Origin of the sequence: Vibrio kagoshimensis, assembly GCF_050337535.1 — a bacterium.
Classification (GTDB): Bacteria; Pseudomonadota; Gammaproteobacteria; order Enterobacterales; family Vibrionaceae; genus Vibrio; species Vibrio gallaecicus.
On sequence record NZ_JAKJSZ010000005.1, the window covers coordinates 188,633 to 201,881 of the forward strand.

Here is a 13,249-nt window from a genome sequence, read left to right on the forward strand (position 1 = left end):
TTAAAGGAAAATTACAATGAGCAAATTTGCTATCGTATTCCCAGGCCAAGGCTCTCAAGCTATCGGTATGCTTGCTGACCTAGGCGAACAGTATGATGTTGTTAAACAGACATTTGCTGAAGCTTCAGAAGCACTTGGTTACGATCTATGGGCATTGGTTCAAGATGGTCCAGTAGAAAATCTAAATGAAACTTTCCGTACTCAACCAGCTCTACTAACAGCGTCTGTTGCAATCTGGCGTGTATGGCAAGAGCTTGGTCTAGAGCAACCTGTAAATCTAGCAGGTCACAGCCTAGGAGAATATTCTGCACTAGTATGCGCTGGCGTTATCGACTTCAAAGAAGCGATCAAGTTAGTTGAGCTACGTGGTCAACTGATGCAAGAAGCGGTTCCTGCGGGTATTGGTGCTATGTACGCAATCATCGGTTTAGACGATGAAGCAATTGCTAAAGCGTGTGAAGAAGCGGCACAAGACGAAGTTGTGTCTCCAGTAAACTTCAATTCACCTGGTCAAGTTGTTATCGCGGGTAACAAAGCGGCTGTAGAACGCGCTGGTGTACTATGTAAAGAAGCAGGCGCTAAGCGTGCACTTCCTTTACCTGTTTCTGTACCATCTCACTGTGCACTAATGAAGCCAGCCGCAGACAAACTAGCGGTTGCTCTAGAAGCTCTAGAGTTCAATACGCCAGCACTGCCTGTTATCAATAACGTTGATGTTATAGCTGAGACAGATCCTGCAAAAATTAAAGACGCACTTGTTCGTCAGCTATACAGCCCAGTCCGTTGGACTGAGGGTGTACAAGCAATGAATGAGCAAGGCGTAGAGAAACTACTAGAATTAGGTCCAGGTAAAGTTCTTACTGGTCTAACAAAACGAATCGTAAAAACTATGACAGCTGCTGCAGTTAATGATACTGCATCACTAGAAGCTGCTAAGTAAATAACCACTTAATAGAGAAGTTATGATGAATTTAGAAGGCAAAGTTGCACTAGTTACAGGTGCAAGCCGTGGCATCGGTCGTGCAATCGCTGAACTTTTAGTTGAGCGTGGTGCTAAAGTTATCGGTACTGCGACGTCTGAAGGCGGTGCTGCAGCAATTAGCGAGTACCTTGGTGAGAACGGTAAAGGTCTTGCTCTAAATGTAACAGACGTTGAGTCAATCGCTGCTACACTGAAAACCATAAATGATGAGTTTGGCGCAATCGATATTCTTGTAAATAATGCAGGTATCACACGTGATAATTTGCTTATGCGCATGAAAGATGATGAGTGGAATGACATCATCGATACTAATTTAACGCCGATCTTCCGCATGTCTAAAGCAGTATTACGTGGCATGATGAAGAAGCGTCAAGGTCGTATCGTTAATGTTGGTTCTGTAGTTGGTACTATGGGTAATGCTGGTCAAGCTAACTACGCTGCTGCAAAAGCTGGTGTGATTGGTTTTACTAAGTCTATGGCTCGTGAAGTTGCTTCACGTGGTATTACTGTAAATACAGTAGCCCCTGGTTTCATTGAAACAGATATGACAAAAGCATTAAATGATGACCAACGAGCAGCAACTTTGGCGAATGTACCAGCAGGTCGACTAGGTGACCCTCGCGAAATCGCTGAAGCTGTGGTATTTTTGGCGTCACCTGCGGCAGCTTATATCACAGGTGAAACACTTCACGTCAATGGCGGTATGTACATGGTGTAAATTATGTGCAACATTTGTGCATGATTTAAGTCAAGATCATACGTAATTTCGGTTAAAATCGTGAAAATTGTGGTTTGACCAGAAAAGTTGACCTTGCAACTTTCAATAGATTGAATAAACTACGGAAAACATCGCATAAAGCGAACTCTGTAAAGGAAAAGAAAAAATGAGCAACCTCGAAGAACGCGTAAAGAAAATCATTGTTGAACAGCTAGGTGTAGACGAAGCTGAAGTTAAAAACGAAGCTTCTTTCGTTGATGACCTAGGTGCAGATTCTCTAGACACAGTTGAGCTAGTAATGGCTCTAGAAGAAGAATTCGACACTGAAATCCCAGATGAAGAAGCTGAGAAAATTACTACTGTTCAAGCAGCTATCGATTACGTAACTAGCGCTCAGTAATAATCTCTCCCAGGCGGTCATCTCGACCGCCTGTGTTTTATCTAACTCATCTATCCTCATCTTAAATCACCTCAATTCCCGGAGTGTAAAATCGTGTCCAAGCGTCGTGTAGTTGTCACTGGCATGGGTATGTTGTCACCGGTAGGCAACACTGTAGAATCTTCTTGGAAAGCCCTGCTAGCTGGTCAAAGTGGTATCGTTAATATCGATCATTTTGATGCAACCAATTTCTCAACTCGTTTTGCAGGTCTAGTTAAAGACTTTAACTGCGAAGAGTATATGACTAAAAAAGATGCTCGTAAGATGGACTTGTTCATCCAATACGGCGTCGCAGCAGGTATTCAAGCTTTAGATGATTCAGCCCTAACTATTACTGAAGAAAACGCTCCACGTGTGGGTGTTGCTATCGGTTCTGGTATTGGTGGTCTTGGTTTGATTGAAGCCGGTCACAAGGCTTTAACTGAAAAAGGCCCTCGTAAAATCAGCCCGTTCTTTGTACCTTCGACGATCGTGAATATGATTGCTGGCCACATGTCTATTATGCGTGGTCTACGTGGTCCAAATATCGCGATTTCTACTGCATGTACGACTGGCCTACATAACATTGGTCACGCGGCTCGTATGATTGCTTACGGCGATGCTGATGCAATGCTAGCGGGCGGTGCTGAAAAAGCATCTACACCATTAGGTATGGGCGGTTTTGGTGCGGCTAAAGCATTGTCTACTCGCAACGATGAGCCTCAAAAAGCTTCTCGTCCATGGGACAAAGGTCGTGACGGCTTCGTTCTTGGTGACGGTGCAGGCATGATGGTTCTTGAAGAGTACGAACATGCGAAAGCTCGTGGCGCTAAGATTTACTGTGAGCTCGTTGGCTTCGGTATGTCTGGTGACGCTTACCACATGACATCTCCAAGTGAAGATGGCTCTGGTGGTGCATTAGCTATGGAAGCGGCTATGCGTGATGCTGGCGTGACTGGTGAGCAAATCGGTTACGTTAACGCACACGGTACATCGACTCCTGCGGGTGACGTAGCAGAAGTTAAGGGCATCAAACGTGCTCTTGGTGAAGCAGGCAGCAAGCAAGTATTAGTTTCTTCTACGAAATCAATGACAGGTCACCTTTTAGGTGCTGCGGGTTCTGCTGAAGCTATCATCACCGCGATGTCTCTGGTTGACCAAATTGTTCCACCAACAATCAACCTAGATGATCCTGAAGAAGGCTTAGATATTGACTTAGTACCACACACGGCGCGTGAAGTTAGCAACATGGAATATGCTGCATGTAACTCATTCGGTTTCGGTGGTACAAACGGCTGTTTGATCTTCAAAAAGATTTAATCATCTTATTAAAGACACAAACACTCGTAGATAGTCACAATTAGACTTGTTTTTAAACGGCTTGATGCTTTAGCATTGAGCCGTTTCTTTTTATGGGGAAAAACATGTTTTGGGTTGACGGAAAAAGCCAGCAAACGGTCGAGATCTCTGATCGCTCTTTCCAGTATGGTGATGGATGCTTTACCACGATGTTAGTACTTAACGGTAAGATCATTAACTTTAACGATCATCAGCATAGAGTCGATGATTGTTTGAAAGCATTGAAAATTCATCCGCTAAATTGGCTAGAAGCCACTGCTTGGCTTAGCAATGCAATTCAAAGTAAATCCATACAAAATGAGACTAAGTTTGGACTAAAACTTCATGTTAGCCGTGGGGCTGGTGGTCGTGGATATAGCCCACTGAATGTTTCAAAACCAATGGTAACCATTAGTACCTTTGATTATCCCAGTCATTATCATAATTGGCACCATGACGGCGTTCAGCTAGGTCTGTGCCAGCAAGCTCTAGGGCTTAATCCATTATTAGCAGGTCATAAGCATAACAACCGTCTAGAACAAATTTTAATGAAAGATGAGATGGACCAAGCTCAAGAAGTTGATGGCGTGGTTCTCGATATTTCGGGACATGTAATTGAAACCACAATGGCGAATCTGTTCTGGCGAATCAAAGATAAAATTTATACTCCTCAACTTTCGCAAAGTGGTGTTGCTGGAGTGATGCGAAAGCGAGTGTTGATGGCCCTCGACTCTACGGAGCAGTTTGTTAAAATCGGTGATTACCATTTGGATCAGCTTCTTCAAGCTGACGAAGTCTTTATGACTAACTCAATTTTAGGTATCGCACCTATTACCCGCATTAAAAATACTCATTTTAATATTGGCCCCGTCACTCGTAGCCTTCAAGGACAATTGAACTCGTGATCAAAAAGTTATTTATTTTTATTATCTTGTGCTTAGTTTTAGCAGCTTCAGCTGCGTTTTATGTATATAACCAAGCGCAAGACCAGCTAAAAAAAGTTATTCAGCTAGAAAGCTCTCAAGTAATAACCATCAATTCAGGCACTAGTTTTAACCGCGTGCTAAACCAATTGGTTGATGAAAATCTATTTACAGCATCACCTTATGACCGATTGATCCGAAAGCTACACCCTGAACTTGTTGATGTAAAAGCAGGCACCTTTCTTCTAGAGCCGGGTTTGACTTTAGAGCAAGCATTACAGGTACTGGTAGAAGGAAAAGAGCACCAGTTTACGATCACCTTTGTGGAAGGCAGCCGCTTCGATGAATGGATGACTCAACTTAAAAGAAATGAGTTCATTCAGCAGACACTTGAAGGTGTATCTGAAAAAGAAATCGCACAAAAATTGGGTATTGATAAACAGAAATTGGAAGGACTCTTTCTTGCTGAGACTTATCATTATACTTACGGTACAACGGATTTAGATTTACTTAAACGTGCACATACAAACTTAATGGACGTCGTAAATCGTGAATGGGAAAGTAAAGTTGCAAAACTGCCGATAAAGTCTCCTTATGAGGCTTTGATTTTAGCGTCTATTATTGAAAAAGAAACTGCAGTTGCTTCAGAGCGTGAGCGTGTATCTTCGGTCTTTATTAACCGTTTGAATAAGCGAATGCGTTTGCAAACAGACCCTACGGTTATTTATGGCATGGGTGATAGCTATGATGGCAATATTCGCAAGAAAGATCTGCGCACACCTACGCCATATAACACTTACACCATAAATGGGTTACCACCTACACCTATTGCAATGGCAGGTAAAGCATCAATCCAAGCTGCACTTAACCCAGAGAAAAGTAATTACCTTTACTTTGTTGCTAGTGGAACAGGCGGACATGTATTTTCAAAGAACTTAGCTGAGCATAACAGAGCGGTTCGTGCATATTTAAAACAGTTAAGAAAAAATAAAAAGAAATAATTATGAATCAGTCAAAGTTTATCGTTGTTGAAGGTTTAGAGGGTGCAGGTAAAAGCACAGCAATTAATGCAATTCTTGCGACATTAAAAGAGTCTGGCGTTGAGAATATTACAAGTACACGTGAGCCCGGGGGAACGGTCCTAGCTGAAAAAATGCGCTCGCTTGTTAAAGAAGAACATGAAGGCGAAGTACTTCAAGACATGACTGAGTTATTGTTGATGTACGCAGCGAGAGTACAACTTGTTGAGAACGTCATAAAACCTGCTTTAGGAAATGGTCATTGGGTGGTTGGTGATCGTCATGATATGTCTTCACAAGCTTACCAGGGAGGCGGGCGTCAGATCTCTCGTTCAACTATGGAAGCGTTAAAATCAACGACATTAGGTAATTTTAAGCCCGACCTGACTCTTTATTTAGATTTAGATCCAAGAGTTGGTCTAGAAAGAGCTAGAGGAAGAGGTGAATTGGATCGTATTGAAAAGATGGACATTTCATTTTTTGATCGTACTCGTGAACGTTACCTCGAAATTGCAGAACAAGATGACTCTGTTCTTGTGATTAATGCTCAACAAGAGATTGAATACGTTGCAAGCGAGATTAAAGATGCGCTACGCAATTGGTTAGTAAAACAGTAGGTAATGATGGGGCAATTATATCCTTGGCTGGAGCCTGTTTGGGGTGATTGGCAAAAAAGTTTGGATGCAGAACGCTTCCCTAACGCTGTGCTAGTTAACGCACCTGACGGTTTGGGAGTCGACTCTCTTCTTGAGCAACTCAGCGCTGCACTTATGTGTGCTAACTATGAAAGTGAAGCTTGTGGTTTTTGCCATAGTTGTGAGTTAGTAAAGTCTGGTAGTCACCCTGATTTACACAGAATACAACCAGAAAAAGAAGGTAAAGCGATTACTGTTGATCAAATTCGAGCTAGTAACCGCTGGGCGTTAGAGTCATCTCAGCTGGGTGGGTATCGTGTCATTATGATCGATCCAGCAGAAGCTATGAATGAAGCATCATCAAACGCGTTATTGAAGACGTTAGAAGAGCCTTCGAGTAAGTGTATTTTTGTTCTGACAACATCAAATACCAGTATTTTAATGCCAACGATTCGTAGCCGCTGTCAACAAACAACAATAACAAGCCCAAGTGCAATTACTGCATCTGAATGGCTTAGCAAAGAGCTAAGTAAAACAGTTCCGCCATATGTATTGGCTCTAGCAAATAATGCTCCGCTTACGGCTAAAACCATGGTTGAAAGTGGGGAAGTAGAAGCTTGCGATAAAGTGCTTCGACAATTTGTGAAGGTTGTCGATGGGACTGATGTCGACCTAATGTCTTTTGCGACTACATTATCGAAAGAACCTACCAAGCACTTGTCTTGGATTTGGCATTTACTCTCTGACGTTCAGAAAATGCATTTTGGTGTAGAAAGTGATTCTTATATCCCTAGCTCCCAAGATTTAAAAGTTACGCTGGGTTATCAGAATGCGTATAAACTTTCTAAAACGTTGACGAGCTTGATTGAACAAATTAAGCAACACCCAGGGCTCAATACAGAATTACTTATTATGAATTGGTTAATCACAGTTTGCGGGGAAGCATGTTTGTAGATTCTCACTGTCATTTAGACAAACTAAATTATGAAGACCTACACCTGAATGTAGAAGATGTTCTTAATAAGGCGAAAGCTGCAAACGTTCATCAATTGTTGTCGGTTGGAGTAACACTAGACTCGTTTCAAAATATGTTAGAAATGATTTCACCGTTTGACAATGTGAATGCATCTTGTGGTGTACATCCTTTGGACGTGGAAAGTGATTTCGCTTTAGATCAGTTACATGAATTCGCGAAGCATTCCAAAGTAGTTGCTGTTGGTGAAACGGGTTTAGATTACCATTACCAACCAGAAACAGCAGATTTACAGAAACTAAGATTTGAGCAACATGTAGAATTGGCTGTAGAGGTAAATAAGCCGCTTATTATCCATACTCGTAATGCTCGAGAGGACACCTTGGCTATTTTACGCAACGGTGGGGCTGATAAATGTGGTGGTGTAATACATTGCTTCACTGAAGATCAAGCTTTTGCTGATGCTGCAATGGAGCTAGGCTTTTATATCTCTATTTCCGGTATTGTCACCTTTAGACAGGCTACAGAGCTGAAAGAAATCGTTAAGAACTTGCCATTAGATAGGCTTTTAATTGAAACTGATTCTCCATATTTGGCGCCAGTACCACATCGTGGAAAACAGAATCAACCTGCATATGTTGTAGAAGTGGCAGCTTATATCGCTCAGCTAAAGGGCATTTCTATTGCTGAGGTTGGACGAAAAACGACCGAAAATTATCAAAAACTTTTTTTGCGATAGAAAGTTAATGATGAATAAAAAGGGAGCGAAAGCTCCCTTTTTTGCGTCTTTGATCACGAGAAATGATCAATATTTTAATGTTTACTGATTATGTTGAACCTGAGAGCCAAAAATACCTCATTTGTAATTTTGTTACTAAAAATAACATGACGATCTATTTTATTTACTTAGTAAAATAAAGAGAGTGTCTGTATTTTTTCTTTTAAAACAATGACTTATTTTATTGAAAAGCATTGCATTGCTAAATATTCCATGTGATCCAAGACTTGTTTTGAAACTAAATTTCGTAACTCACTAGTAAGTTAGTAACTGCTCAATATATATTTAGAGGCAGAAAATATAACGCAACAGATGGTTACATTTTCATAGGGTGCTAACATTTAGGCTACGGGGGTGTGCCGTTAGAACCCATATAATTATTTTTATCTTTATCAGGAGCATAAACATGTTTAAGAACCTTTTTGCTAGCCTGCAGAAAGTTGGTAAGTCACTGATGCTACCAGTATCAGTTTTACCAGTTGCGGGTATTTTGCTTGGTGTCGGTGCAGCAGACCTTTCTTTTATTCCAGAAATTGTTTCAAACCTAATGGAACAAGCTGGTGGTTCAGTTTTCGGTCAAATGGCACTGCTATTTGCAGTAGGTGTAGCACTTGGCTTCACTAATAACGACGGTGTTGCTGGTCTAGCAGCTATCGTTGGTTACGGTATTATGACTGCTACACTAGGCGTAATGGCTGGTGTTATGGGCGTTGAAAAAATTGATACTGGTGTACTAGGTGGTATCCTAGTCGGTGGTGTTGCTGCGTGGGCATTCAACCGTTTCTTCCGTATTCAACTTCCTGAATACTTAGGCTTCTTCGCTGGTAAGCGTGCAGTGCCAATCATCACAGGTTTCTCTGCGATTGGTCTTGCTATCCTACTATCAGTAGTATGGCCACCAGTTGGCGGTGCTATTTCAGCATTCTCTGATTGGGCTGCTCACCAAAATCCACAAGTGGCATTTGGTATCTACGGTATCGTTGAACGTTCACTAATCCCATTCGGTCTTCACCACGTTTGGAACGTACCTTTCTTCTTTGAAGCTGGTACTTGTATCAACGCTGCTGGCGAAACTCAAAATGGTGTTCTTACTTGTTACCTAGTTGCTGATGACGCAACTCGTGCTGCAGGCAACGGCTTCGGTCAGCTGGCAGGTGGTTACATGTTCAAGATGTTTGGTCTTCCAGCTGCTGCAATCGCAATTGCACACTCGGCTAAACCTGAAAACCGCGTTAAAGTAATGGGTATCATGGCATCTGCTGCGTTAACTTCATTCCTAACGGGTATTACTGAACCAATCGAGTTCTCTTTCCTATTCGTAGCTCCTGTTCTTTACGCAATCCACGCTCTACTTGCTGGTTCTGCGTACGTTCTAGCGAACACTTTAGGTTTTGTACACGGTACTTCTTTCTCACACGGTTTAATCGACTTCCTAGTTCTGTCTGGCAATGCGTCTAAGATGGGTCTAATGGTTGCTTGTGGTATTGGTTACGCTGCGCTTTACTACTTCGTATTCCGCACTGTTATCAAAGCGCTTGACCTTAAAACTCCAGGTCGTGAAGATGAAACAGAAGAAGCAAGCACTGCAACTGGTTCAGAGCTAGCTGGTGAGCTTGTAGCTGCGTTTGGTGGCAAAGCTAACATCACTGGTCTTGATGCTTGTATCACTCGTCTACGTGTTGCTGTAGCTGATACTGAAGCAGTAAACCAAGAAAAACTGAAACAACTTGGTGCAGCTGGTGTCGTAGTAGTAGCTGGTGGTGTTCAAGCTATCTTCGGTACTAAGTCTGACAACCTTAAAACAGATATGGATGAGTGGATTCGTAATAACGGATAATCACTGATTCCAACGATAAAAGGAGGCCTAGCGCCTCCTTTTTTGTGTCTGGATTTAGGTTTAGATTTTTTTCATTTCCATAAAGTAACCTCACACCCGTCTGACACCTTAATTCATATTCACCGTAAAATTTGTCCATATATTTCGTTATGGTGTCTTCTATATGAACAAGAATCTTTTACTTGGCTTGCCATTTATTGTTTTCTCATCTTGGATTCATGCCAATGAGTCGCCGCAGCTTGCAGTGGGAATGGCTTTTGACCAACAACTGAGCGTTGTGGTTGAAGTTGATGATACTTACAGAGTTACCGCGGGTAACGATGGTATGGCTTTCGACTATATCTTGAAAAGAGGGGTGATAGACCCGGAAACCTCGATGAGTTGGTATGTTGGTGTCGGAGCTTGGAATGAATGGAATGATGAGTTTGGTGCTAGAGTTCCACTAGGAATGAATGTCAATTTCTATGATGGTTGGAACCTTTATGCGCAGGTTCATCCGGAGTTGAATTTATACAAAGGTCCGGAACTACAGCTAAGTGGTGCATTAGGTATTACTTACAAATTTTAAGCGTTAGCTTGTCGAGTGATAAGCCTGTTTCGAAAGCTTCTTTTAGAATTAAGAAGCGCATCGAATAGAGACATATTACTTACTATACGAGATACCTTTGTATTGAGATGTAAAAATGCCAGCATTTAAGCTGGCATTTTATTTAAGTGTAAATAGAAACCCTTTATCGGGAAACTTCCAGTGGTAGGTTAAGTCTTAATCTTGCTGCTTATCCATTGCTCGCTTGATACAGATAGCGGCGCCACCCCAAGTAATACCAAGACCAAGAACCATCATAATAATTGCGCTAGTTGTCATAATTAAGCTTCCTTATTTTAAGCTGTCTTGTTATTTGAAGTATTTTTGCTGCTTGCAATATTGATGAGTACACCAACTGCAAATAGACCAGCAATCATTACCCAACCAAGAGTGAGATCGTAGCCACCGTAACCTTCAGTAAATAGAGCTTGAAGCTTAGTGGTTAGGATTACTGCTAGCATTACTGGCGTAATAAAACGAATACAGATATCAAACCAACCGCTAATAGCAAAATCAGAGACTTTGTTAACGTACTCACGTACGTCGCCGACTTTATTCAGTAACCATGCCATTAGTAAGATTTCGATGAAACCGCCTACCATGATGCCCACATTGTTAGCAAAGTGATCAACAAGGTCGAGTAGTAACAAGCCGCCATTAGTCGCGAATGCCATTGAAACTACAACGCCTGAACCAATCACAATACTTGCTGCTTTTTTACGGCTCCAATTTAACTTATCCATGACTGCAGAAGTTACCGCTTCCATGATTGAAATATGAGAACTTAAACCTGCAACAACCAACGCGAAGAAGAACAGCGGACCTAGAATATAAGGCGCCGGAAGCAAGTTGATTGCGGCTGGTAGCGTAACAAATGCAAGGCCAACACCAGCAGAAACCACTTCTGTTAATGGTTTACCTTGTTCTTGAGCCATGTAGCCAAGAACAGAAAAAATCATAATACCGGCAAGGATTGAGAAACCACAGTTGATTAATACGGTCATGAACGCATTATTCGTAATGTCAGACTTTTCAGGTAAGTAGCTTGAGTAAGCCAGCATGATTGCAAAACCGATACTTAGAGTGAAGAAGATTTGACCATAAGCAGCGGCCCAAACTTTTACATCCCACAGCTTACTGAAATCGGGCTCGAACATGTAGTTCACGCCATCAAGTGCGCCTGGTAGGAAAACCATGCGACCAATCAGTAATACCACCATGATGAATAGAATTGGCATCATTACTTTAGAAGCACGCTCTATACCGGCTTTTACACCGCCAACAATCGCGGCATAAGTAATTGCCCACGCTAGAAGCATAGAACCAGCTATACCCCATTGGATGCTACCTAGGTTCGTTGGAGAGTTATCACCCAGTGCTAAATATTCACTGAAGAAGAAAGCATTAGTGTCTGTGCCCCAACTTTGGTTGAACGACATACCAAAGTAAGAAATAGCCCAGCCAATAACGGCAACGTAGTAAACCGCGATAACCGCAGCAACACCCACTTGGAACCAACCAAGCCATTCAAATTTTGAATTGATACGAGCTAAAGTCGCAGGTGCAGAACCGCGATACTTTTGACCCATACTGAATTCTAAAATCATGAAAGGAATACCAGCAGTAAGCATGGCAAAAAGGTATGGAATAAAGAATGCACCGCCGCCATTCTCATATGCCATATAAGGGAAACGCCAAATATTACCTAATCCGATCGCAGATCCTACAGCTGCAAGTATAAACCCAGCTCGGGATCCCCATTGTTCTCGCTTCATTTGTTAACTCCTTATAACGTCCCTGAGATATGAAGCTTTTCATTACACAATGCTTTAATTTTTGAAGTGAGTAGGTAAGTGACCAATTTTAGTTTGATTTTTTACTCTATCATCCGTGATTAAGCATTTTATTAGATTATAATTTTACTTATGTAGTGAAAACTCAGAATATAACTCTATAAATTTTGATGTGTGTTTGCACAAGCTGAAATATTCAGCTACGGCATAGAAGTGAGATTAACGACTAATATTAGTTAGATCAATAGAATGAAGATGTTGTTTAATTGTGCGTAAATGGTGTTAAATTTGTTGTAAGGGTGATGGTGTGGAATGTGCCGATTGTTTGCCTTTAATAAAATAGAGGAATAATCTGCTTATATTAATTTTATAAGATGAATGAGCTTTAGAATAAATTGGTGTGTATGACTGAAAAATAAACGAATGATAGTCAAAATCGCCAACATCTACCGGTGAGGCTGACGATTTTTCAGAATATACGACTTAATTGTGTGCTTATTTGAAGCGGGTGAACTAATCATTGTATTGGTGGCTACAGGTTGTAGTTCAAATACGTTTATTAGAAATTTTATGGTTAGACGTTTTTTATTAGAAATAGAAGGTTAGTCCTAGGCTTGCTTGAAATTGGTTCATCCAGTCTGTATCAAACTTAATAATGCAGGATTGACCTGTCGTGGGTAGGGTGCAGGCGCCTGAAGTATCATTATCAACGACAGTACCCAGCCATCTGAGCTGGCTGTTTAATGCAATATTGTCTCCAAGCTTGTATTCAAAGCCACCGAATACAGAAGTTGAGAACCCGTACTTGTCTTTTGCCCAATCAACATCAACATAAGAAACACCAAGTCCAAGCCCTAAATAAGACGATAATTTTTCATTAGCAGGATAATAAATACTACTTTGAAAATGTAGATACTGGATAGATGAATCAATGTTTAACGTTTCAAGCTGAGACTGTTGATTCGAATAAAATAGCCCGATACGTCCTTTATCTAACGGTGTTTCAATGGCAAAAGTAAAACTCTCTGAACCTTCCATGTCGTAAGAGTTACCGTCTTCATCTTCTACACCACCACCGCCAGTGTAACCAACTAAAGGGGTAATTATCACATTTGGGGCTGCATACAAATTTGAAACTGAAAAAAGAGCGAGTAGAGCAACTATATTTGCTTTGGTGTTCATTAGCTTATCCTTTTCTATACACCCTCCAATTGTGATGGTTACACCAATATTGTGCGACTTATTTGGA

General features: G+C 41.4%; 14 protein-coding genes. 11 read left to right on the top strand and 3 right to left on the bottom strand.

Annotated elements, in window-relative coordinates:
* Nucleotides 1-16: 16 nt before the first annotated feature.
* From fabD to L4C37_RS05790, 11 genes are all read left to right on the top strand, one after another.
* Nucleotides 17-940 (top strand): ACP S-malonyltransferase, encoded by a 924-nt coding sequence (fabD, locus tag L4C37_RS05740; protein WP_273296843.1) that lies wholly within the window; start codon nucleotides 17-19, stop codon nucleotides 938-940.
* A gap of 25 nt (nucleotides 941-965) precedes the next feature.
* Nucleotides 966-1,700 carry a 3-oxoacyl-ACP reductase FabG gene (gene fabG, locus L4C37_RS05745; protein ID WP_167494006.1) on the top strand — a complete coding sequence of 245 codons (735 nt, stop codon included), beginning with the start codon at nucleotides 966-968 and terminating at the stop codon, nucleotides 1,698-1,700.
* 166 nt (nucleotides 1,701-1,866) lie between these two features.
* The gene (gene acpP, locus L4C37_RS05750; RefSeq protein WP_004737381.1) at nucleotides 1,867-2,100 is read left to right on the top strand and encodes an acyl carrier protein; all 234 of its coding nucleotides are present in this window, start codon (nucleotides 1,867-1,869) and stop codon (nucleotides 2,098-2,100) included.
* Nucleotides 2,101-2,193: 93 nt separating this feature from the next.
* A complete protein-coding gene (fabF, locus tag L4C37_RS05755; protein WP_273296840.1) occupies nucleotides 2,194-3,438 on the top strand; it encodes a beta-ketoacyl-ACP synthase II in 1,245 nt (414 codons plus the stop codon).
* Between the two features lie 104 nt (nucleotides 3,439-3,542).
* The gene (gene pabC, locus L4C37_RS05760) at nucleotides 3,543-4,361 is read left to right on the top strand and encodes an aminodeoxychorismate lyase (protein ID WP_429768093.1); all 819 of its coding nucleotides are present in this window, start codon (nucleotides 3,543-3,545) and stop codon (nucleotides 4,359-4,361) included.
* On the top strand, nucleotides 4,358-5,380 hold the full coding sequence (gene mltG / locus L4C37_RS05765) for an endolytic transglycosylase MltG (protein WP_429768094.1): 1,023 nt from the start codon (nucleotides 4,358-4,360) through the stop codon (nucleotides 5,378-5,380). The genes pabC and mltG overlap by 4 nt, the downstream gene beginning before the upstream one ends.
* A 2-nt stretch (nucleotides 5,381-5,382) precedes the next feature.
* Complete coding sequence (gene tmk / locus L4C37_RS05770) at nucleotides 5,383-6,015, top strand: dTMP kinase (RefSeq protein ID WP_429768095.1); 633 nt, start codon at nucleotides 5,383-5,385, stop codon at nucleotides 6,013-6,015.
* Nucleotides 6,016-6,021: 6 nt separating this feature from the next.
* Nucleotides 6,022-6,987, top strand: coding sequence for a DNA polymerase III subunit delta' (locus L4C37_RS05775; protein ID WP_429768146.1), 966 nt, complete (start codon nucleotides 6,022-6,024; stop codon nucleotides 6,985-6,987).
* Entirely contained in the window at nucleotides 6,978-7,745 is a 768-nt protein-coding gene (locus L4C37_RS05780; RefSeq protein ID WP_429768096.1) for a TatD family hydrolase, read from the top strand. Before L4C37_RS05775 ends, L4C37_RS05780 begins: the two co-directional genes overlap by 10 nt.
* 445 nt (nucleotides 7,746-8,190) lie before the next feature.
* A complete protein-coding gene (ptsG, locus tag L4C37_RS05785; protein WP_429768097.1) occupies nucleotides 8,191-9,621 on the top strand; it encodes a PTS glucose transporter subunit IIBC in 1,431 nt (476 codons plus the stop codon).
* Nucleotides 9,622-9,784: 163 nt separating this feature from the next.
* Nucleotides 9,785-10,189, top strand: coding sequence for a hypothetical protein (locus L4C37_RS05790; protein ID WP_273295973.1), 405 nt, complete (start codon nucleotides 9,785-9,787; stop codon nucleotides 10,187-10,189).
* Nucleotides 10,190-10,384: 195 nt separating this feature from the next.
* On the opposite strand, the gene L4C37_RS05795 is transcribed toward L4C37_RS05790, so the two are convergent.
* The 3 genes from L4C37_RS05795 to L4C37_RS05805 form a co-directional block, all read right to left on the bottom strand.
* Nucleotides 10,385-10,486, bottom strand: coding sequence for a methionine/alanine import family NSS transporter small subunit (locus tag L4C37_RS05795; protein WP_137372429.1), 102 nt, complete (start codon nucleotides 10,484-10,486; stop codon nucleotides 10,385-10,387).
* A gap of 17 nt (nucleotides 10,487-10,503) precedes the next feature.
* Nucleotides 10,504-11,982 carry a sodium-dependent transporter gene (locus L4C37_RS05800; RefSeq protein ID WP_273295972.1) on the bottom strand — a complete coding sequence of 493 codons (1,479 nt, stop codon included), beginning with the start codon at nucleotides 11,980-11,982 and terminating at the stop codon, nucleotides 10,504-10,506.
* Between the two features lie 606 nt (nucleotides 11,983-12,588).
* Complete coding sequence (locus L4C37_RS05805; protein WP_137372431.1) at nucleotides 12,589-13,182, bottom strand: porin family protein; 594 nt, start codon at nucleotides 13,180-13,182, stop codon at nucleotides 12,589-12,591.
* Nucleotides 13,183-13,249: the final 67 nt, after the last annotated feature.

Bases quoted from the DNA above. Each gene is read 5' to 3' on its own strand.
- fabD (WP_273296843.1), top strand. From the start codon at position 17: ATGAGCAAATTTGCTATCGTATTCCCAGGCCAAGGCTCTCAAGCTATC.
- fabG (WP_167494006.1), top strand. From the start codon at position 966: ATGAATTTAGAAGGCAAAGTTGCACTAGTTACAGGTGCAAGCCGTGGC.
- acpP (WP_004737381.1), top strand. From the start codon at position 1,867: ATGAGCAACCTCGAAGAACGCGTAAAGAAAATCATTGTTGAACAGCTA.
- pabC (WP_429768093.1), top strand. From the start codon at position 3,543: ATGTTTTGGGTTGACGGAAAAAGCCAGCAAACGGTCGAGATCTCTGAT.
- tmk (WP_429768095.1), top strand. From the start codon at position 5,383: ATGAATCAGTCAAAGTTTATCGTTGTTGAAGGTTTAGAGGGTGCAGGT.
- L4C37_RS05775 (WP_429768146.1), top strand. From the start codon at position 6,022: ATGGGGCAATTATATCCTTGGCTGGAGCCTGTTTGGGGTGATTGGCAA.
- L4C37_RS05780 (WP_429768096.1), top strand. From the start codon at position 6,978: ATGTTTGTAGATTCTCACTGTCATTTAGACAAACTAAATTATGAAGAC.
- ptsG (WP_429768097.1), top strand. From the start codon at position 8,191: ATGTTTAAGAACCTTTTTGCTAGCCTGCAGAAAGTTGGTAAGTCACTG.
- L4C37_RS05790 (WP_273295973.1), top strand. From the start codon at position 9,785: ATGAACAAGAATCTTTTACTTGGCTTGCCATTTATTGTTTTCTCATCT.
- L4C37_RS05795 (WP_137372429.1), bottom strand. From the start codon at position 10,486: ATGACAACTAGCGCAATTATTATGATGGTTCTTGGTCTTGGTATTACT.
- L4C37_RS05800 (WP_273295972.1), bottom strand. From the start codon at position 11,982: ATGAAGCGAGAACAATGGGGATCCCGAGCTGGGTTTATACTTGCAGCT.
- L4C37_RS05805 (WP_137372431.1), bottom strand. From the start codon at position 13,182: ATGAACACCAAAGCAAATATAGTTGCTCTACTCGCTCTTTTTTCAGTT.